Origin of the sequence: Actinoplanes missouriensis 431 (assembly GCF_000284295.1) — a bacterium.
GTDB classification, from domain to species: Bacteria; Actinomycetota; Actinomycetes; order Mycobacteriales; family Micromonosporaceae; genus Actinoplanes; species Actinoplanes missouriensis.
This window is the reverse complement of sequence record NC_017093.1, coordinates 6,028,620-6,047,840: the sequence shown is the minus strand read 5'-3', so window position 1 is coordinate 6,047,840 and position 19,221 is coordinate 6,028,620. Positions and strand designations below refer to the sequence as shown.

At 71.1% G+C, this 19,221-nt stretch carries 17 protein-coding genes; 10 read left to right on the top strand and 7 right to left on the bottom strand.

The window, feature by feature from the left end:
• Positions 1-2: 2 nt before the first annotated feature.
• Genes AMIS_RS27830 through AMIS_RS27820 form a run of 3 tightly spaced genes read left to right on the top strand, consistent with a single transcriptional unit; the run spans position 3 to position 3,636 of the window.
• The gene (locus tag AMIS_RS27830) at positions 3-455 is read left to right on the top strand and encodes a DUF3237 domain-containing protein (protein ID WP_014445765.1); all 453 of its coding nucleotides are present in this window, start codon (positions 3-5) and stop codon (positions 453-455) included.
• The gene (locus AMIS_RS27825; RefSeq protein WP_014445764.1) at positions 455-2,152 is read left to right on the top strand and encodes a CocE/NonD family hydrolase; all 1,698 of its coding nucleotides are present in this window, start codon (positions 455-457) and stop codon (positions 2,150-2,152) included. Before AMIS_RS27830 ends, AMIS_RS27825 begins: the two co-directional genes overlap by 1 nt.
• Positions 2,153-2,166: 14 nt before the next feature.
• A complete protein-coding gene (locus AMIS_RS27820; RefSeq protein ID WP_172666632.1) occupies positions 2,167-3,636 on the top strand; it encodes an amidase family protein in 1,470 nt (489 codons plus the stop codon).
• Between the two features lie 125 nt (positions 3,637-3,761).
• Here AMIS_RS27820 and AMIS_RS27815 read toward each other — a convergent pair whose 3' ends face one another.
• Positions 3,762-4,196, bottom strand: a complete 435-nt coding sequence (locus AMIS_RS27815; RefSeq protein WP_014445762.1) for a MarR family winged helix-turn-helix transcriptional regulator — start codon at positions 4,194-4,196, stop codon at positions 3,762-3,764.
• A gap of 108 nt (positions 4,197-4,304) precedes the next feature.
• On the opposite strand from AMIS_RS27815, the gene AMIS_RS27810 reads away from it, so the two are divergent.
• From AMIS_RS27810 to AMIS_RS27795, 4 genes are read left to right on the top strand one after another with little or no spacing between them, the layout of a single operon-like run.
• Entirely contained in the window at positions 4,305-5,222 is a 918-nt protein-coding gene (locus AMIS_RS27810; protein ID WP_014445761.1) for an SDR family oxidoreductase, read from the top strand.
• Complete coding sequence (locus tag AMIS_RS27805) at positions 5,219-6,160, top strand: 4-hydroxyphenyl-beta-ketoacyl-CoA hydrolase (RefSeq protein ID WP_014445760.1); 942 nt, start codon at positions 5,219-5,221, stop codon at positions 6,158-6,160. Before AMIS_RS27810 ends, AMIS_RS27805 begins: the two co-directional genes overlap by 4 nt.
• Positions 6,157-6,615 (top strand): MaoC family dehydratase, encoded by a 459-nt coding sequence (locus tag AMIS_RS27800; RefSeq protein WP_014445759.1) that lies wholly within the window; start codon positions 6,157-6,159, stop codon positions 6,613-6,615. Before AMIS_RS27805 ends, AMIS_RS27800 begins: the two co-directional genes overlap by 4 nt.
• A gap of 6 nt (positions 6,616-6,621) precedes the next feature.
• A complete protein-coding gene (locus tag AMIS_RS27795) occupies positions 6,622-8,094 on the top strand; it encodes an acyl-CoA synthetase (RefSeq protein ID WP_014445758.1) in 1,473 nt (490 codons plus the stop codon).
• On the opposite strand, the gene AMIS_RS27790 is transcribed toward AMIS_RS27795, so the two are convergent.
• On the bottom strand, positions 8,039-8,830 hold the full coding sequence (locus AMIS_RS27790; protein WP_014445757.1) for an SIR2 family NAD-dependent protein deacylase: 792 nt from the start codon (positions 8,828-8,830) through the stop codon (positions 8,039-8,041). The two genes, AMIS_RS27795 and AMIS_RS27790, sit on opposite strands and share 56 nt — an antisense overlap.
• A 150-nt stretch (positions 8,831-8,980) precedes the next feature.
• On the opposite strand from AMIS_RS27790, the gene AMIS_RS42995 reads away from it, so the two are divergent.
• Positions 8,981-9,199 carry a hypothetical protein gene (locus AMIS_RS42995; protein ID WP_157435110.1) on the top strand — a complete coding sequence of 73 codons (219 nt, stop codon included), beginning with the start codon at positions 8,981-8,983 and terminating at the stop codon, positions 9,197-9,199.
• Between the two features lie 52 nt (positions 9,200-9,251).
• Here the strand turns inward: AMIS_RS42995 and AMIS_RS27785 are convergent, their stop codons facing one another.
• The gene (locus AMIS_RS27785; protein ID WP_014445755.1) at positions 9,252-10,127 is read right to left on the bottom strand and encodes an alpha/beta fold hydrolase; all 876 of its coding nucleotides are present in this window, start codon (positions 10,125-10,127) and stop codon (positions 9,252-9,254) included.
• 120 nt (positions 10,128-10,247) lie between these two features.
• Between AMIS_RS27785 and AMIS_RS27780 the strand changes: the two genes are divergently transcribed.
• Both AMIS_RS27780 and AMIS_RS27775 read left to right on the top strand, forming a co-directional pair.
• Entirely contained in the window at positions 10,248-11,918 is a 1,671-nt protein-coding gene (locus tag AMIS_RS27780) for a GMC oxidoreductase (RefSeq protein ID WP_014445754.1), read from the top strand.
• Positions 11,915-13,342 carry a flavin-containing monooxygenase gene (locus AMIS_RS27775; protein ID WP_014445753.1) on the top strand — a complete coding sequence of 476 codons (1,428 nt, stop codon included), beginning with the start codon at positions 11,915-11,917 and terminating at the stop codon, positions 13,340-13,342. Before AMIS_RS27780 ends, AMIS_RS27775 begins: the two co-directional genes overlap by 4 nt.
• A gap of 39 nt (positions 13,343-13,381) precedes the next feature.
• Here the strand turns inward: AMIS_RS27775 and AMIS_RS27770 are convergent, their stop codons facing one another.
• The 4 genes from AMIS_RS27770 to AMIS_RS27755 all read right to left on the bottom strand — a co-directional run bounded on the left by AMIS_RS27770 (position 13,382) and on the right by AMIS_RS27755 (position 19,048).
• Entirely contained in the window at positions 13,382-14,557 is a 1,176-nt protein-coding gene (locus AMIS_RS27770) for an FAD-binding oxidoreductase (protein ID WP_014445752.1), read from the bottom strand.
• 13 nt (positions 14,558-14,570) lie between these two features.
• Entirely contained in the window at positions 14,571-15,008 is a 438-nt protein-coding gene (locus AMIS_RS27765) for an RrF2 family transcriptional regulator (protein WP_014445751.1), read from the bottom strand.
• Between the two features lie 106 nt (positions 15,009-15,114).
• Complete coding sequence (locus AMIS_RS27760; RefSeq protein WP_014445750.1) at positions 15,115-16,536, bottom strand: family 43 glycosylhydrolase; 1,422 nt, start codon at positions 16,534-16,536, stop codon at positions 15,115-15,117.
• Between the two features lie 10 nt (positions 16,537-16,546).
• Positions 16,547-19,048: an alpha-L-arabinofuranosidase C-terminal domain-containing protein gene (locus AMIS_RS27755; protein WP_014445749.1), complete on the bottom strand. Its 2,502-nt coding sequence runs from the start codon at positions 19,046-19,048 to the stop codon at positions 16,547-16,549.
• Positions 19,049-19,221 lie beyond the last annotated feature (173 nt).

The window sequence follows — 19,221 nt, the reverse complement described above, 5'->3', positions numbered from 1 at the left end:
TGATGCTCGAGCTCCCCGATCCCCGGCTGGCCCTCGCCTTCGAGGCGCGGGTCGACGTCGCCGCGTCGCTGGACATCGGTGACGGCCTGCAGTTCACCCCGATCACCGGCGGTACGGTGTCCGGCCCCCGCCTGTCCGGGCGTGTGCTGGCCGGTGGTGGCGACTGGTCCACGACGAGGGGCCAGGTCACCGCCCTGGACGCGCATTACCTGCTGGAGGCTGACGACGGCGCGGTGATCGACATCCGGAACCGCGGCTTCTGGCGGGCGTCCCCTGAGGTGGAGGCGCGGGTGGAGGCGGGTGAGGATCTGCCGGAAACGCACTATTATTATCGGACTTCTCCGGTTTTCTCGACTTCTGCGCCCGACCATGCCTGGCTCGCGTCGACGGTGTTCGTCGGGCTGGCCCGCGGGGAACGCGGCCAGGTCTGCATCCGCTTCTTCGAGGTGCTCTGATGAGCGTCTCGTTCACCCGGACCGGTCCCGGCCCGATCTCGCCGGACGCCACCCAGCACATGGTCCGGATGCGCGACGGGGTGCGGCTGGCGACCGACGTCTACCAGCCCTCTTCTGCTCGTCCCGGTCCGGCGATCCTCACCCGGCTTCCCTATGACAAATCCGGCGAGTACACGTTCATGCCGCGGATCGCCGCCTACTTCACGGCTCGTGGCTACCGCTTCGTGGTGCAGGACGTGCGCGGCAAGTTCCGGTCCGAGGGCGAGACGCTGCTCTTCGTCAACGAGGCCTACGACGGGTACGACACCCTGGACTGGGTGGCCGCCCAGGACTGGTCGGACGGCAAGGTCGGGATGTGGGGCGACTCGTACTACGGGTTCACCCAGTGGGCGGCGGCGTCGACCGGGCATCCGGCGCTGCGGGCGATGGTCCCGCGGGTCACCGGCACCCGGCTCGGCGAGCTGCCGGTCCTCGAGCCCGGCCGGCGCGCCCACGACGTGGAGATGTCGGTGCACCGGTTCTACCCGCTGTCGATGTTCCACGACCGGGACATCCTGGACTGGGAGATCGACTGGTCGCGGCGGCCCCTCGCGGCGCAGGTCGAGGAGTTCTTCACCGCGGTCGGCAGCCGGTCCGCCTCGTACGACCTGTGGTTCCCCTACCCGGTCAGCCTGCGGCGGTTCCCGGCCGGCAGCCCGTTCGACGCGCCCGCCGTGCCGGTGCTCATGACGATCGGCTGGTGGGACAACTGCGCGCCGTGGCAGTGGTCCGACCACCGGGAGATCGCGGCGCGGCCCGCCTGGGCGCGCACCGCATACCTGCTCCTGGAGGCGATCGACCACGAGAACAACAGCCACTTCGCACCCGGCGTCCCGAACACCGACCCGTCGTTCCTGCCCCGCTATCTCGACCCGGCGGTGGAGTTCTTCGACGTGTTCCTGCGCGGGGAGGACCGGGAACTGCCTCGCGTCCGGTGGCAGCTGGCCGGGTCCGGGGACGCGTCGTTCCGCACCGGCTCCCAGTGGCCGCCTGCTCGGGCGTACCCCCGGAAGTGGCGCCTGGCCGGCGGGGAAGCGGCCGTGGGTGACGCACCCGGCGGAACCCTCGGACCCTCGCCCTCGCCCTCGGGTTCGCCGTCGGGTCCGCCGTCGGGTCGGCCGTCGGGTTCGCCGGAGCCGGAGCCGGACGTGGTCGCCTGGACGCATGACGCGGCGGATCCGGTGCCGTCGCCGGTCCGGGACGCGTTCGCGTACCTCGCCGAGCGCCCCGACGAGCGGGACCTCGCCGCGCGCCCGGACGTGCTGGTGTTCTCGTCGGAGGCGGTCACGGCGCCGCTCGATCTCGTCGGACCGGTGCGTCTCGACGCGGTGGCACGGTCGGACGGTCCGGAGATGGACCTCTTCGCCCGGCTGCTCGACGTGGCGCCGGACGGGTCCGCTCGGCTGATCGCTCGCGGACAACAAACCATCATCGATCCCGGTACGGCCTTCGCCGTCACGATCGACATGGGTCATCTCGGCTATCGGCTCGCGGCAGGGCATGCGCTGCGGCTGACGGTGGCGTCCAGTGACGCGCCGGAGTTCGTGCCGGCGCCGGGGACGGGGGAGCACCGGTGGCTGGCCGGCAAGACGGTTCCCAACCGGCAGTGGTTGCACCTCGGGTCGACGTCCTTGACTGTTAGTGTGCTGGAGGATTGATGACTTTTACGGAAATGCCGGCATCTGAGATCGCGGCCGGCGTGCGTGCCGGGCGATTCACCGCGTCCGCCGTGGTCGAGGCGCACCTGACCCGGATCGCCGCCGTGAACCCCTCGGTCAACGCGGTCACCGTGACCCTCGACGCCCGCGCCCGCTCGTGCGCGGCCGCCCTGGACGACCGGATCGCGTCCGGTCACGAGGCGGGACCGCTCGGCGGTGTGCCGATCACCGTGAAGGAGAACATCGACCTCACCTGGTCGGCGACCACCTCCGGGCTGCCGTTCGCCGCCGGCGCTGTCCCCGCGGCCAACGCCACGTTCGTCGACCGGCTGCTCGCGGCCGGGGCGATCCCGGTCGGCCGGGGGAACATGCCGGACATCGGGCTGCGCTGGGACACCGACAACGACCTCTTCGGACGGACGATCAACCCGTGGGACCCGGCGCGCGTGCCGGGCGGGTCCAGCGGCGGGGACGCGGTCGCCGTCGCCACCGGGATGGCCGCGGCCGGGATCGGCAACGATTACGGCGGGTCGCTGCGGTTGCCGGCGCACGCGGCCGGGATCGTGGCGCTGCGGCCGTCGGCGGGACGGGTGGCGGGGCCGTCGCGGATCGTGGAGCCGTTGCCGATGTCGCTGCAGCAGATGGCGGTGAACGGGCCGCTGGCTCGCAGTGTGGACGATCTGGATCTGCTGTTCGGGGTGATGCACGGGGCGGACGACGGTGACCCGCTGTCCGTGACGGTGCCGCACTTGTCGGAATATAACGGTATTCGTCGGGCGGCGGTGACGGTGGATCCGGCGGGCTGGGGCGTCGACCCCGTCGTCGCCGGCGCCGTGCGGTCGGCGGCCGACGCCCTCGCCGCCGCCGGGTGGGAGGTCGAGGAGGTGTCGCCGCCCGCCGTCGACAGGTGCGCCACCCTGTGGCGGCAGCTCTCCTCCACCGAGAACGCGCCGATGCTGCTCACGCCGGGGGTGTTCCCCGGGCCGCTCTCCGAGGGGACGGTCCGGTACTTCCGGGACAACATCGCCGGGGTGGAGCTGCTCGACACGTCCGCGGCGTACCAGGGGGCCTGGGCGGAGCGTTTCGTGCACGCGGCGGCGTGGCGGGCGTTCCACGCCCGGTACCCCGTCGTGGTCGGTCCGGTCACGACGCAGGCCATGCCCCCGATCGGGTACGACCTGAGCGGCCCGGCCGCGGCGACCGAGCTCTGGCGCTCCCACCGCTTGCTGGTCACCGCCAACTTCCTGGGCCTCCCGGCCGTCGCCGTCCCGACGGGGGTGGCCGAGCTGCCCGGGGCGGCCGAGATGTCCGGTGTGGCCGCGCCCGCCGGGACCGCCGCGGCCGCCGGGACGGCCGGTCCGGGCGGGCGGAGGCCGCTGGGGGTGCAGGTGATCGCCGGGCTGAACGGTGAGCATGTGGCGCTGGCGGCGGCCCGGGACATCGAGGCGGCGTTTCCCGCGGTGACCCCGATCAACCCGTCCTGACCGCCGAGCCACCCGCCGTCGGCGCCGGCCTCGTGCCGTGGCACTGGCGATTTGCGCGGTAGCGCCGGGCATGGCGCGGTGCGAGGCTCAGGTGCGGTCCGCGGCGACGGCGCGGTGGTGGGCGGTCAGGTCAGGGACTGCCAGGCGGTGATCAGGGACTGGCGGAAGTCGGCTGTCCGGGCGGGGGTCATGGTGCTGGTCATGCGGCTCTCCAGCTCGGACACCGGCTCGCTGACCGCTGCCAGCAGGGCTCGGCCCTCCGGCGTGAGGCGGATGAGGAGTTCTCTGCGGTTGCCGGTGTTGCGTTCGCGGCGGATCAGGCCTCGGGACTCGAGGGCCCTGACCATGTCGGCCATCGACTGGGCGGTGACGAACGAGTCGCGGGCCAGCTGGGCGGCGGACAGGCCGTCGTGGCGTTCGAGGACGGTCAGCGCCGTGTACTGCAACGCGGTGATGCCGGACGACCGGACCACCTCGTCGAGCCGGGCGCGGACTGCCAGCTCAAGCTGTTTGACGAGGTAGAGCATCGACGGCATGGCGGTCACCCCTTGTTCGTGCACGGACCGTCAGATTACCCCATTGACAGGAAACCTGATCGTCATCAAGACTCGGATCGACAGGATTCCTGTTGAAAGGGCTGGCGCGTCGCCCGTCCGTACGAGAGGTTGATGAGTATGGATCTGAACGGCATCGATCTGGGTGGCCGGGTCGCGGTCGTCACCGGGAGCGGGCGCGGTCTCGGCCTCGCCTACGCCAAGGCGCTCGCGGCTGCCGGCGCGTCCGTTGTGATCAACGACGTGGACCCCGCGGTGGTGGACGCCGCGGTCGCCGAGGTGCCCGGATCGGTCGGGGTGGCCGCCGCGGTGGGCAGCGCGGAGACCGCGGACCGGCTGGTCGGCGCCGCGGTCGACGCGTTCGGGCGGCTGGACGTGCTGATCACGAACGCCGGGATCCTGCGCGACCGGGTCCTCTGGAAGATGTCCGACGAGGACTTCGACGCGGTGATCGGCGTGCACCTGCGCGGCACGTTCACGTGTGCCCGCGCCGCCGCGATCCGGATGCGCGAGCAGGGGGACGGCGGGCGGCTCATCCTGATCTCGTCGCCGGCCGGGCAGCGGGGCAATTTCGGTCAGACCAACTACGCGGCGGCGAAGGCGGGCATCGCCGCGATGGCCCGGACGTGGGCGCTCGAACTCGGTCGCGCGGGCATCACCGTCAACGCGGTCGTGCCGGTTGCCGCCACCGAGATGACCAAGACCATCCCGGCGTTCGCGCCGGTGATCGAGGAGGCCGAGCGGACCGGCGCGCCGTTCCCGGCCTGGCTGCGCCGTGACGAAGGGCTCGGCACGGTCGAGGACGTCACCGGGCTGATCGTCTTCCTCGCCTCGGAGGCGTCGAAGGGCGTCACCGGCCAGGCCATCGGCATCGGCGGGGACCGGCTGGCGCTCTGGTCGCACCCGGCGGAGAAGAACGTCGCGTTCGCGGACGGCGGCTGGAGCGCCGCGGCCATCGCCGACAGCTGGGCCACCGGCGTCGGCGCGACCCCGGAGACCTACGGCATCCCGGCGCCGAAGGCCCCGCAATGAGCCCCGAGAACGGCACCCCGGCGACCACGACGAGCGCGCACGAACACGCCGTCAACCTGGACGACCTCGTCGCCCTCGACGTGCACACGCACGCCGAGGTCAGCCGCGACGGCCGCGGGTCACTGAGTCCGGCCCTGCTCGGCGCGTCCGAGGACTACTTCGCGGCGCACGGCCACCGGCAGCCCACGATCGCCGAGACCGCCGCCTACTACCGGTCACGCCGGATGGCCGCGGTGGTCTTCACGGTCGACGCCGAGCACGCCACCGGGCACCCGCGGATCTCGAACGAGGAGATCGCCGAGGACTGCGCGGAGCACGCCGACGTGCTCATCCCGTTCGCGAGCGTCGACCCGTACAAGGGCCGTGCCGGTGTTCGTGAAGCGCGCCGCCTGGTCGAGGAGTACGGCGTCCGCGGTTTCAAGTTCCACCCGAGCATCCAGGGCTTCGCGCCGGATGACCGGCTCGCCTACCCGCTCTACCAGGCGATCGAGGAGCTCGGCGCGGTCGCGCTCTTCCACACCGGACAGACCGGGATCGGCGCCGGGGTCCGCGGGGGCGGCGGGATCCGGTTGAAGTACTCGAATCCGATGCTCGTCGACGACGTCGCGGTGGACTTCCCGGACCTGCGGATCATCCTGGCTCACCCGTCGTTCCCCTGGCAGGACGAGGCGCTCGCCGTCGCCACCCACAAGGAACACGTTCACATCGACCTGTCCGGCTGGTCGCCCAAGTACTTTCCGCCGCAGCTGGTCCGGTACGCGAACAGCCTGCTGCAGGACAAGGTGCTGTTCGGCTCCGACTATCCGGTCCTCACCCCGGACCGCTGGCTGGCCGACTTCGAGAAGCTCGACATCAAGCCCGCCGTGAAGCCCAAGATTCTCAAGACGAACGCCGCCCGGCTGCTCTTTCCCGCAATGAGAACGGAGAACGAGAAATGACCACGACAGTGAACGGCCTCGACGGACTGAAGGCGCTCGTCGGCCAGTCGCTCGGCTCGTCCGAGTGGCTGGAGATCACCCAGGAGCGGGTGAACACATTCGCCGACGCCACCGACGACCACCAGTGGATCCACGTCGACGTGGAACGGGCCGGCCAGGGACCGTTCGGCGGGCCGATCGCCCACGGCTACCTCACGCTGTCGCTGGTGATCCCGCTGTTCAGCTCGATGCTGACGGTCGAGGGCGTCACGATGGGCCTGAACTACGGCCTGGAGAAGGTGCGCTTCCCGAGCCCGGTCAAGGTCGGTTCCAAGATCCGCCTGACCGCCACGGTGCTCAAGGTCGAGGAGGTGGCGGGCAACGGGGTGCAGAGCACGTTCGACTTCACCGTCGAGGTGGACGGCTCGTCGAAGCCGGCGTGCGTGGCCCAGCCGGTCTTCCGGCACTACGTCTGACCCACCGTGAACGACCACGGACTCGGGTCGTGGCCGGGGCGCCGGGCGGCGATGTCGCCCGGCCGCACGGCACTCATCTTCGAGGATCGGCCCGTCACGTTCGCCGCCCTGTACGAGCGGATCTGCCGGCTCGCCTCGGCGCTGCGCCGGGACGGGGTGAAACGCGGTGACCGGGTCGCCTATCTCGGGCCCAACCACCCGTCCTTCGTGGAGACGATGTTCGCGACGCACATGCTCGGCGCGATCTTCGTACCGCTGAACGTGCGGCTCACCGAGCCGGAGATCGCCTACCAGCTGGAGCACAGCGGCGCGGTGGCGCTGATCCACGCGGCGCCGACGACGGCGAGAACGCCGATTCAGATGGATTTATCAGGCTATGACGGGTACGTCGCGGCGGGGACGCCGGACCCGATGGACGAACCCGTCGACCTCGGCGACGTGGCCTGCATCCTCTACACCTCCGGCACCACCGGCCACCCGAAGGGCGCCACCCTCACCCACGGCAACATCGTCTGGAACTGCTACAACCTGCTGGTCGGCGTCGACGTGGCGGCCGACGAGGTGACGCTGGTCAGCGCGCCGCTGTTCCACGTGGCGGCGCTCAACCAATGCCTGCTGCCGACGTTCCTCAAGGGCGGCACCTCGGTGATCATGCCGGGCTGGGACGTGGACGGCTGCTTCGACCTGATCGCCCGTCACCGCGTGACCTGGATGTTCGGCGTCTCCACGATGTACGCCGGGCTCAGCAGATCACCCCGCTGGCCGACCGCCGACCTGTCGTCGGTGCGCAGCCTGATGACCGGCGGCGCCTCCGTTCCGGAGGCGCTGATCCGGGCCTATCAGGAGCGGGGCCTGGCCTTCTGTCAGGGGTACGGGATGACCGAGACCGCACCCGGAGCGACGTTCCTGGAAGCGCGGGAGAGCCGGGAGCACGCCGGTTCGGCGGGGCTGCCGGTGTTCTTCGCGGACGTCCGGTGCGCCGCGCCGCCCGGTGAGCCGGGTGAGGTGCTGGTGCGCGGGCCCAACGTGACGCCCGGTTACTGGAACGATCCGGTGGCGACGGCCGCCGCGTTCGAGCCGGGTGGTTGGTTTCGGTCCGGGGACCTGGCGGTCGTCGACGAGCGGGGGCACTTCCGGATCGTCGACCGGACCAAGGACATGTACATCTCGGGCGGGGAGAACGTCTATCCGGCCGAGGTGGAGGCGGCGATCTTCGAGCATCCCGGTGTGGCGGAGGCGGCCGTGATCGGCGTTCCGGACGAGAAGTGGGGCGAGGTGGGGAGGGCTTTCGTCGTACCCGGCGCGGGTTTCGATCTTGCGCCTGCGGATGTGCCGGCGTTTCTGGCCGGGCGGCTGGCGAAATACAAGATCCCGGTCTATGTGGACATCGTCGATGACCTGCCGCGCACCGGGTCGAACAAGGTCAGGAAGGCGCCGCTGCGGGATCGGCCGTTGCCGCGTCGGGCCACGCCTTCGTGACAAGCTCGGGCAGGATCCGGCCGGCGCTGCCGCGAAGGTTGACCAGGGCCACCGAATCCATCGGCGTGGCATGCGGGTTGACCTGGATGACGGCGGCGCCGGCCCGGGCCGCGATGCGTGGGATCTCGGCCGCCGGATAGACCATCCCGGATGTGCCGACGGTCAGCAGCACGTCGCACGCGGAGGCGGCGCGGGCCGCGGCTTCGAGCGCCGCCTCCGGCAGCGCCTCGCCGAACCACACCACACCCGGACGAACAAGACCATGGCACCGTACGCACGCCGGCGGCTGCACCCTTCGGCCGGCGTCCGGCTCCGCCGTGGCGGGCGGCAATGCGACGGCTTCGCCGCAACCCGAGCAGCGGGGTGCGAACAGGCTGCCGTGCAGATGCACCGGATCCCGTGATCCGGCACGTTCATGCAGGTCATCGACGTTCTGAGTGATCACCACGGTGCTCGGGACGCGGCTCTCGATCGCGGCCACGGCCCGGTGCCCGGGGTTCGGGGACACGGTGCTGACCCGGTGGCGGCGCCACTCGTACCAGCCCCAGACCAGGTCGGGCTGGTCCTGGAACGCCTGTGGCGTGGCGAGCGACTGGGCGTCGAAGCGTTCCCACAGGCCGGTGAGCGCGTCCCGGAAGGTGGGTACGCCGCTCTCCGCCGAGATGCCGGCGCCGGTGAAGACCACCACCCGCCGGGCGTCGCCCAGCAGTTTCGCGGCCTGAACGATGTCGGCCATCCGATCCTCTTTCCCCCCGAGTTCGTATCTCCGCCCGGAAGTGTCGCAGCGCGACACGGCGGCCCGCATCACTGATCCGCACATGGGTCGTTGACCGGACGAGTGAGGTGGTGCGTGGAGGTGTGGTCATATGTCCGGAGTGGAGTGCCGTTGACGCCTGTCCGGTCCACACATCACCGGCGTCACTGGAAGCGGCGGATGCGGGTGGCCGGCGCGCGGGTGTTCTCCGCGGTGGAGGATCTGACCGCGCCGGGGACGCGACCCGAGCGCTCCGAGTCCGAGGTGAGCACGCTCGTCGCGGTGGTGACGCTGGCGGCGGGCGCCCTCTTCCTGCTGATCATGATGATCACCTGGCTGGCCAAGTCCTGACCCCGCCGCGTGTGGATTCCGGGTGCGGAGCGCGCCCGGAGTCGACACGCTGCTAGAGGAGCAGGGCGGCGCAGCGGGACGGGTCGTCGGCGAACGGGAGATGGCCGCAGCCGGGGAGCGGGACGTGGCGGGCGGCCGGGAGGATCATGCGGGCGCGGCGGGCCTGCGTGCGATAGGGCAGGACGGCGTCGCGGGTGCCCCAGGCGATGGTCACCGGGATGCGGGACAGCTCGCCCATGCCGGCGTAGGTCCACGGGCGCAGTCCGCTGAACGCGTCCCGGGTCCGAGGGAACCCGGGCGCCGCGGCCAGAGCCCGGGCGCCGGAGAGGGCGTCGCCGGCGGGCAGGTTCGCGGGACGGCCGTAGAACGGGGCGCAGAACGCGGAACGGCCGGCGCGGGAGTTCATGATGCCGGGCAGGGCGGGCGCGAGGCGGGTCGCGCCGGTGCGGGCCGCGGTCACCACGGCCTGGCACCAGAGGCGGCCCGGCGTGTTCCAGAAACCGACCGGGGAGAACGCGGTGACCCGGCTCGCCGCGCCGCGCCGGCCCAGCTCCAGGGCGATGCCGCCGCCGAGCGAGTTGCCGCCCGCCTCGAAGGACTCGATGCCGAGGCCGCGCAGAAACGCGACGACCTGATCAGCGAACCAGGCCACCGACCCGGCGGCCGGCTCAGCGGGCGGGGCCGGTGAAGGCGCGGGTGAGGACCCGGCGGACGAGGACCCGGCGGGCGAGGACCCGGCGGGCGGTGCCGCCGCGGGCGCGGGGAAGGGCGGGGAGGCGCCGAAGCCGGGCAGGTCGAGGGCTATCACGTCGCGGTGGCGGGACACCTCGTCCAGGAGGGGCGACCACACCTGCCAGTGGCTGCCGATGCCGTGGATCAGCACGAGGGGCGGCCCGGCGCCGCGCCTGTCGTAGGAGAGCTCTGCCATCGCTCCACCCTGCACGATCGGCGATCACCGTAGGCGCCGGCCGGTACCGAATCGGCGGAGCGAGCCACAACCGGAGACCGCTTGTTGACATGTTGCCAATAGCGGTGTGATGGTACGGCGATGTCGGACGACTACGACGTCCTCGTGATCGGCTCCGGGTTCGGTGGCAGCGTGACAGCGCTGCGCCTGACCGAGAAGGGCTATCGCGTCGGCGTGCTGGAGGCGGGCCGCAGGTTCGCCGACGAGCAGTTCGCCAAGACCTCCTGGCGGCTGCGGGACTACCTCTACGCGCCCGCGCTCGGCTGCTACGGCATCCTGCGCCTCACCCTGCTCAAGGACGTGATGATCATGTCGGGGGCGGGAGTGGGCGGCGGCTCGCTGGGGTACGCGTGCACGCTCTACGAGCCGCCCGACGCGTTCTACGCCGACCCGCAGTGGTCCGCGATCACGGACTGGAAGGCCGAGCTCGCCCCCTATTACGAGCAGGCCAAACGCATGCTCGGAGTGACCGTCAACCCGGTCACCACGGCGTCCGACGACGCGCTCCGGGAGGTCGCCGAGGATCTCGGTGTGGGCGGCACCTATACCCGTACCCCGGTGGGTGTGCTCTTCGCCGGAGGCGGCGAACGGCCCGGCGCTGAAGTCCCGGACCCCTTCTTCGGCGGGGTGGGCCCGGCGCGCAGGAGCTGCACGCTCTGCGGGTCGTGCATGACCGGCTGCCGGTCCAACGCGAAGAACACCCTGGTCAAGAACTATCTCTACCTGGCCGAGAAGGCGGGCGCGGTGGTGCACGAACTCACCACCGTGCGCGCGGTCCGGCCGCACGCTCAGGGCTACGCGGTCCAGACGCGGCGGACCGGCGGGCGTCGCAGGAGGACGTTCACGGCGCGGCAGGTGGTCTTCGCCGGTGGCGCGCTCGGCACCCAGCGGCTGCTGCACCGGATGCGCGACCGGGGCCTGCTGCCCCTCGTCTCGGCGCGGCTCGGCGAGCTGAGCCGCACCAACTCCGAGTCCATCCTGGGCGCCCGCACCCGCCGCAGGGACCGCGACTTCAGCCACGGCGTCGCGATCACCTCGTCGATCCACCCCGACCCGGTGACACATGTCGAACCGGTCCGGTACGGTCCGGGGAGCAACCTCCTCGCGCTGCTGGCCACGGTCCTGGTCGACGACACCGGCCGCACCCCGCGCTGGTGGGCCGCCGCCAAGCAGCTCGCGCGAGCCGGGCGGGACATCCGGCTCTACGTCTCGCCGAAGAACTGGTCCCGGGAGACGATCGTGCTGCTCGCGATGCAGCCACTCGACAACTCGATCACCGTTTTCACCAAGCGCGGCCGGCTGACCAGCCGGCCGGGGATCGGCGAGCCGAACCCGGTCTGGGTGCCGGCCGCCCACGACGTCGCCCGGCGGGTCGCCGAGAAGGTGGACGGTGTGCCGACCGGCGCGATGACCGAGCTGGCCGGGCGGCCGGTGACCGGGCACTTCATCGGCGGCTGCGCGATCGGCGCCGACCCGGAGACCGGGGTGGTGGATCCCTATCAGCGGTTGTTCGGCCACGAGGGGCTGCATGTGATCGACGGTTCGGTGGTGGCGGCCAATCTCGGGGTGAACCCGTCGCTGACGATCACGGCGCTGGCCGAGCGGGCGGTCGCGCTGTGGCCGAACAAGGGCGACGAGGACCCACGACCCAGGAACGGATATGTCGCCCTGAATCCGGTGAAGCCGCGTCACCCCGTCGTCCCCGCGCACGCCCCTGCCGCGCTCACCCTGACCATCGGACCACGGCCATGACCAGAATCGTCATCATCGGCGCCGGATTCGGCGGCATCGCGGCCGCGATCGAGCTGATCAAGGACAGTCGCCACGACGTGACGATCCTGGAGAAGGCGGACCGGATCGGCGGGGTGTGGCGGGACAACACCTATCCGGGGTGTGCCTGCGACATCCCGGCGCCGCTCTACTCGTACTCGTTCGCGCAGAACCCCGCCTGGAGCCGCCGGTACCCGCCGCACCGGGAGATCCTCGACTACCTGGAGCGCTGCGCCACCCGGCACGGGATCATGGGGCGGATCCGGTTCGGCACCGAGGTCACCGGCGCGGACTGGGACGGCCGCCGCTGGACGGTCACTCTCGCCGGCGGCGAGCGGATCGTGGCCGACGTGCTGATCCCGGCGGTCGGCCAGCTGTCCCGGCCGTCGATCCCGTCGCTGCCGGGCGCCGCGGACTTCCGCGGCGTCGCCCTGCACACCGCGCACTGGCGCCCGGACGTGCCCGTCGACGGGCGGCGGATCGCGGTGATCGGCACCGGGGCCAGCGCCATCCAGCTGGTGCCGGCGATCGCCGGGCGGGCCGCGCACGTCACCGTCTTCCAGCGGACCCCGCCGTGGACGCTGCCGAAGCCGGACCGCCGGTACGGCCGGCTGCGCCACGGCGCGTACCGGCGGGTGCCGCCGCTCATGCGGGCCTCGCGCGCCGGTACCTGGCTGCTCACCCTGGTGGCCGGCGCCGCGGTGACCGGCAACCGGGTCACCGCGCCGCTGGTGCGGGCCGCCTCGCACCTCCAGCGCCGGATCCAGGTGCGTGACCCGCGGCTGCGCGCCCAGGTCACTCCGGACGAGCCGATGGGCTGCAAGCGGATCCTGTTCACCAACGCGTGGTACCCGGCGCTGGCCCGCCCGGACGTCGACCTGGTGACCGAGAAGATCATCGCGGTGACCGAGGACGGGATCCGGACCGCCGACGGCGTCGATCATCCGTGTGACGTGCTGGTCTACGGCACCGGGTTCGCGGCCACCGAGTTCCTGGTGCCGATGCGGATCACCGGCCGCGACGGCGCCGAGCTGGCCGAGGCGTGGCGGGCGGGCGCGCACGCGTACCTCGGCATGACGGTGCCCGGCTTCCCGAACATGTTCCTGGTCTACGGCCCGAACACGAACACCGGCAACACCTCGGTGATCTACTTCCACGAGGTCCAGGCCCGATACATCGCGCAGGCGGTGCGTCTGGTCGCCCACGGCGACAAACCATTGGAGGTACGGGCGGAGCGCGCCGCCGGCTACGACGCCGAGATCCAGTCCCGTCTCGCCGGAAGCGTCTGGACGGGTTGTCAGAGCTGGTACCGCACCGCCTCCGGGCGGGTGGTCACGAACTGGCCCGGCAAGGCGCAGGAGTACCGGCGCCGGGCGGCCCGGGTGGACCGCTCCGACTTCCGATGACCAGCTTCCCCGGATCCCGTTGTTCTCCGGCGCGAGGGCTCAGGCCGCCGCGGGCACGGGGGCCGGGCGCCACTGCTCGGAACCGAACACCTCGTAGCGGATCCGCTCGTCCGGGACGCCGCGCAGGTGCAGGCCGGCCCGGACGGCCTGCATGAACGGGACCGGCCCGCAGAGGTAGACGTCCGCCTCGGGGTGCACGGGCAGCTGGTCGACGTCGATGCGGCCGTCGGTGTCCTCGTACCAGTGAAGGCTGGTGAAGTTCCGCAGCCGCGCGCCGCTCGCGCTCATGTCGGCGCGCAGCGCGTGCCGGTCCCGGCTGCGGTCGGCGTGCGCGGCGACGACCTCGCGGGTCGGCTGGGTGCGCGCGACGTGTTCCAGGATGGCGGCCATCGGGGTGATCCCGACACCGGCGCTGATCAGCAGCAACGGCGCGTCGCCGGGGCGCAGGACGAGGTCGCCGTACGGCTGGCTGAGCCGCAGCGTGTCACCCGGCTTCACGTGGTCGTGCAGGAGGCCGGAGACGGCCCCGCCGGGGACCCGGCGCACGGTGATCCGCAGGGTGCCGCCGGTGGCGGCCTGGGAGAGGGAGTACTGGCGCAGCTGCCGCCCGTCCCCCGGCAGTTCCGCATTTACGGTGACATATTGTCCCGGCATGAAGTCGGGCGCCGGGCCGCCGTCCGCGGGAGTGAGGACGAACGAGACGGTGTCGTGCGCCTCGGCGATCGTGTTGGCGACGACGTACTCCCGCCAGGGGTCCACGCCGTCCACCCCGGCCTCGGCGTAGAGCCGGGCCTCGCGGCCGATCAGCTGCGCCGCGAACAGCCAGTAGACCTCGTCCCAGGCAGCGCCGACCTCCGGCGTGACCGCGTCGCCGAGGACCGTGCCGACCGCGCGCAGCAGGTACCTGCCGACCATCGTGTACTGCTCGGGGCGGATGCCGAGGGCGCAGTGCCGGTGCGCGATGCGGTCCACGACGTGCTCGAAGGCGGCGCCCCGCGGTCCCTGCCCGATCAGGTGGGCGGCATAGGCGGCCACCGCGCCGGAGAGAGCGCTGCGCTGCTCGCCGGTGGCCTGGGCGCTGCGGCTGAAGAGGTTCAGCAGTTCGGGGTTCTCCCCGATCATCGTCTCGTAGAACACGCCGGAGATCGCTTCGAGGTGCTCGCCGACGACGGGAAGCGTGGCCTCGATGACCGGGGCGCTGGATGCGGACAGCATGGGGTGGTTCCTCTCAATCGCCGCGATAGCGGCCGAGGGTCAGCAGCGTCTGGCGGACCGGTGGGGCGGCCAGATCGCCGATCGTGAGGGGGTCGAGGGAGGCGTAGAACGCCTCCTGCGCGACGCGGAGCGCACCCCGGAGCCGGCAGCCGCCGCTGAGCGGGCAGGCCGGCTCACCCTGGCAGTCCACCACCTCGGTCTCGCCCTCGAGGTCGCGGACCAGGCGCCCCACCGGCGCGTCGGCGGCCGCGGCGGCGAGGCGGACGCCACCGCCCCGGCCCCGGACGGTGTCGAGCAGGCCCCGGTGCTGCAGGCGCTGGACCACCTTGGCGAGGTGGCTGCGCGGAACGGCCAGCGAGTCGGCGAGCTCGTCGATGGTGAGCAGGTCGTCGCGGGTGGCCGCCAGCATCAGGATCCGCAGACCGATGTCGGTGGAGCGGTTCAGTCGCACGCGTCGACCCTACGAAAAGAGGAGTACGAAAGTCCTGTTTCCGGGCCGCGAGAAGGATCACCGGAAAGTAGGGACGTCCGGCCCTGGGCCGGACGTCCCCCGATGATCAGCTGAGCCGGAACGCGGTCGCCTTGTCGGAGACCGTGAGAGCGCCGTTCACGTGCCGCAGGTACCGGCCCGGAGCGACCCGGATCGTCACGCCCTGGCGGGACGCGACCCGGGTGACAGGCGTGCCGGTCGCCGAGAGCGACACCGTCGTGCCGGTGACCGTGACGAACCGGCCGGGCTCGTCGACCGACTGGATCGTCTCGGTGCCGTCGGCCGCCGCGACGAACCGGAACTGGGTCTTCTCCAGGTCACGCGGCGCCTTCTCGGTCTTCACCTCGTCGCCGGTGTGCCGGACGAACCAGCGCGGCGCGTCGGCGGGGGAGAGGCGGACGATCGGGCCGCCGTCGCCGACCGGGATGCCGAACAGCGGCGTCCCGTCCTCATGCCAGTAGAGCTTCTGCACGCGGGTGTGCCGGTTCGGGTCGTAGAGCGGGTCGCCGGTGATGTCCCGGTAGTCGCGGGCGTGGTAGACCAGCACGTCGGTCTTCCCGTCCTCGGCCACCGTGAACGAGTTGTGGCCCGGGCCGTACCGCTTGGTCTTCTCGTTCGTCACGAAGATCGGATCCGGCGTCTTCACCCAGCTCTCCCGCTTGAGCAGGTCGGCGTCCGCGTCCGCGGTGAGCAGACCCATGGCGTACCGGGCGTCGGTCGCGCTGGCCGAGAAGGTGAGGAACACCCGGCCGTTGCGGATCAGGACGGCCGGGCCCTCGTTCACCCGGTACCCGAGGATCTCCCAGCTCAGCGTGGGCGTCGCGATCCGGGTGGGCTTGGTGGCGAACGTCCACGGGTTCGCCATCCGGGCGATGTAGAGGCTGGAGTTCACCGCGATCTCCGGCTCGCTCTGCGCCCACACCAGGTACTGCTTGCCGCGGTGGCTGAAGCTGGTGGCGTCCAGGGTGAAGCCGTCCCACTCGGTCCTCAGCTGGCCCTTGAGCGTCCAGCCGGCCGGGTCGCGCGGGTCGTCGAGGGCCGACTCCATCACGTAGGTCCGGATCCGGAAGACGTCGCCGGCGTCACCGGCGGCGAAGTAGATGTACCACTTGCCGCCGATCCGGTGCAGCTCCGGCGCCCAGATGTGCCCGCCCATCGTGCCGCCGGCAGGCCGGCGCCAGATCACCGACTCCTCGGCGGTGGACAGGCCGTCCAGGGTGCTCGCGCCGCGGATCACCAGGCGGTCGTACTCCGGGACCGAGCCGGTGAAGTAGTAGGTGCCGTTCACCGGACGGGTGATCCAGGGGTCGGCGCGCTGGCTGATCAGCGGATCCTTGGTGGTCACACCGTAGATCTCAGCATCGGTGGGCGGGGTTCCGGGCCGCGGGTTGCCTTCGGCGCTCGCCGCGCCGAGCCCGGCGAGGGCTCCGGCGGTGGTCACCCCGAGGGAACCCCGCAGCAGGGTACGGCGACTCATCGCGTACGTCATCGTGGGCTCCTTATCGAGTCTTGATGCGGAGGAAGCTGACCGAGTTCGCCGGGAACTCCCGGGTGAACGACGATCCGAGGCCGCTGACCGTGGAGGTCCGCGGGAGGATCGGCTCGGCGGAGCGGGTGTTCTGCTCGCCCGGGTCGCCGGTGATCACGGTGAGCCGGCCGGTCCGCGCGACCTTGCGGTTCCCCAGGTCGACCTTGGTGACGGCCGGGGTGTCCTGCGCGTTGACGACCTTGACGATCAGCTCGCCGGACTTCGTGTCCTCCGTGACGACCTGCGCGAACGGCTCGGTGACCTGGTTGTCGTCGAACCCGCCCCACTCGACGCCGTCGAGGAACAGGGTGACCTTTGTACCCCGTACCTGGATCTTGAGGTCGTAGGTCTTTCCGGTCGTCACCGTGTTCGGCTTGGTGAGGATCTGCTCCTTGGCGCTCGTCACGCCCTTCTCCACGGCGCCCTGCGTGTTGTTCCAGCCGCCCAGGTTCCACCAGTAGAACTGGCCGGTCTCCTGGATGCCGAACGCGACCAGGAAGCCCTCGGCGCCGGCCGTCTTGGTGGCCTTCAAGGTGTAGTCGTAATCGGACTCGCCGATCGTGGCCGCCTTCACCATGGTGTCCTCGGTGTCCGTGGTGGTCTGCGCGTAACCGCCGTTCGTGACCGTCCACGTGCCGCGCGGCTGCACCGCGGTCCAGCCGTCCGCGTTGCCGTCGGTGAAGTCGTCGCTGTAGAGCACCGTCCCGTCCGGGCGGGTGACCTTGACGTCGTCGTAGACCGCGGCGGTCCGCCAGGTGGAGAGCCCGATCGCGCCGGTGATCGGCTTCGGCTGGACCACCGCGCCGGACACGCTGGTCGGCACCACGCGGTCACCGACGTTGTTCATGAACAGCTTCTGCACCTGGTAGCTGGTGGAGCCCCACGACTCGTCATTGTCGAACCAGATCATGTCCGGCTTCCACTGGACGTTGTCCACGTGGGCCAGCAGCGGCGCGTAGGACGCCATCTTCACGACGTCGGCGTTGCGCTCCAGACCGGTCATGTACGCGGCCTCGGCCAGCGAGTTGAACAGCTTGTTGTCGAGCGACGCGTACTCGCCGAGGAACACCTTCGGACCGTTGCGGTCGTAGGAGTCGTAGCGCGCGTTGTTCTGCAGGAACCAGGACGGGCTGTTGTAGTAGTGCTCGTCGACCATGTCCGAGCCGTGCTCACGGTTCTTCGCCCACAGGTTGTCGAACGTGGCGCCGGTGTCGTCCGGGCCGGAGTTGCTGACCACGGTGATGTCCGGGTACTTCGCCTTGATCGCCGACTCGAACTTGAGGAAGTTCGCCCAGTACTCGTTCGGCAGATTCTCCTCGTTGCCGACCGCGATCGTGGTCATCCCGAACGGCTTCGGGTGCCCGCTCTGCGCGCGCAGCTTGCCCCAGGTGCTGGTGACCGGGCCGTTGGCGTACTCGATCAGGTCGAGGGCGTCCTGGATGTGCCGCTGCAGCAGCGCCTCGTCCACCGTGGCCCGGTTCTGGCCGCAGCCGGTGACCAGGGCCGGCAGCACCGGCAGCGGCATGGCGCCGATGTCCTCGGAGAACTGGAAGTACTCGTAGTAGCCGAGGCCGTAGGTCTGGTTGTAGCCCCAGAAGTTCTTGTTCGTCGCGCGCGTCTCGACCGGGCCGACCGTGTCCTTCCACTGGTAGGACCGGGCCCGCGGGTAATTGTTCGCGGCGTCGTAGGCGTACATGCTCCCGGTGTTGACCAGGCAGCCGCCGGGGAACCGGACGAAGCCCGGCTTGAGGTCGGCGACCTTCTGGGCCAGGTCCTTGCGCAGGCCGTTGGCGCGGCCCTTGTAGGTGTCCCTCGGGAACAGCGAGATCTCGTCGAGCTTCACCGCGCCGCTGGTCTTCACGCTCAGCCGGGCGGCGTCGCTGGTCGCCGTCGCCGTGAGCGTGCCGGTGTACTTCGACCAGGTGTCGGTCCTCGTCGCGATCGTCAGGGGCGCGCTGAGGGCGGCGCCGTCCGCGGTGTGCATCTCGATGGTCAGCGTCGCCTGGGCACGCGCCCACACCGAGAAGACGTAGCGGTCGCCCTTCTTCACGGCGATGGCGCTGCCGGTGCTCGGGCTCGGGAAGCCGGCGTTGGTGAGCGTGGCGGCGCCACTGACCGTGAGGTAGTTGCGGTTGCGCTCGTTCAGCCGCTGGTCGTCGTTGGTCACCGCGGCCGGGCCGGCGACCGTCCAGCCGGTGAGCCCGTTCCAGCCGGCGGCGTCGGTGCCGTTGAACTCGAACGAGCGGTTGCGGACCAGCTCGGCGTAGAGGCCGCCGTCGGCCGCGTAGTTGATGTCCTCGAAGAAGACGCCGTACATCGACTTCGGAATCGTGGCGCCGGTCGGCTGCGGGCCGGCCGTGATCGTGTAGTCGGGCTCGACGGCGGAGGCGGCCACCGGCGGTGAGACAGCGAGCGGGATCGAGACCAGGACGGCGGCCGCGCCCGCTATCCGGGTCGGGGTGAATCGAGGCATGGAGGGGCCCTCCGGTGTGTCGGGGATGTTTCCGGTGGACGGGCTTTTGAAATGTGTACGCAAACATCGATGGCGGTGTCAAGAGCGTCTCGTCGATGTATTTCCTGGGCAGGAGCGTTTACAGTGACGGCGAAGGAGTGTTGTTAACGCTCACTACGCGGATTCCCCACGGT

Bases quoted from the DNA above. Each gene is read 5' to 3' on its own strand.
- AMIS_RS27830 (WP_014445765.1), top strand. From the start codon at position 3: ATGCTCGAGCTCCCCGATCCCCGGCTGGCCCTCGCCTTCGAGGCGCGG.
- AMIS_RS27825 (WP_014445764.1), top strand. From the start codon at position 455: ATGAGCGTCTCGTTCACCCGGACCGGTCCCGGCCCGATCTCGCCGGAC.
- AMIS_RS27820 (WP_172666632.1), top strand. From the start codon at position 2,167: ATGCCGGCATCTGAGATCGCGGCCGGCGTGCGTGCCGGGCGATTCACC.
- AMIS_RS27810 (WP_014445761.1), top strand. From the start codon at position 4,305: ATGAGTATGGATCTGAACGGCATCGATCTGGGTGGCCGGGTCGCGGTC.
- AMIS_RS27805 (WP_014445760.1), top strand. From the start codon at position 5,219: ATGAGCCCCGAGAACGGCACCCCGGCGACCACGACGAGCGCGCACGAA.
- AMIS_RS27800 (WP_014445759.1), top strand. From the start codon at position 6,157: ATGACCACGACAGTGAACGGCCTCGACGGACTGAAGGCGCTCGTCGGC.
- AMIS_RS27790 (WP_014445757.1), bottom strand. From the start codon at position 8,830: ATGGCCGACATCGTTCAGGCCGCGAAACTGCTGGGCGACGCCCGGCGG.
- AMIS_RS27785 (WP_014445755.1), bottom strand. From the start codon at position 10,127: ATGGCAGAGCTCTCCTACGACAGGCGCGGCGCCGGGCCGCCCCTCGTG.
- AMIS_RS27780 (WP_014445754.1), top strand. From the start codon at position 10,248: ATGTCGGACGACTACGACGTCCTCGTGATCGGCTCCGGGTTCGGTGGC.
- AMIS_RS27775 (WP_014445753.1), top strand. From the start codon at position 11,915: ATGACCAGAATCGTCATCATCGGCGCCGGATTCGGCGGCATCGCGGCC.
- AMIS_RS27770 (WP_014445752.1), bottom strand. From the start codon at position 14,557: ATGCTGTCCGCATCCAGCGCCCCGGTCATCGAGGCCACGCTTCCCGTC.
- AMIS_RS27760 (WP_014445750.1), bottom strand. From the start codon at position 16,536: ATGACGTACGCGATGAGTCGCCGTACCCTGCTGCGGGGTTCCCTCGGG.
- AMIS_RS27755 (WP_014445749.1), bottom strand. From the start codon at position 19,048: ATGCCTCGATTCACCCCGACCCGGATAGCGGGCGCGGCCGCCGTCCTG.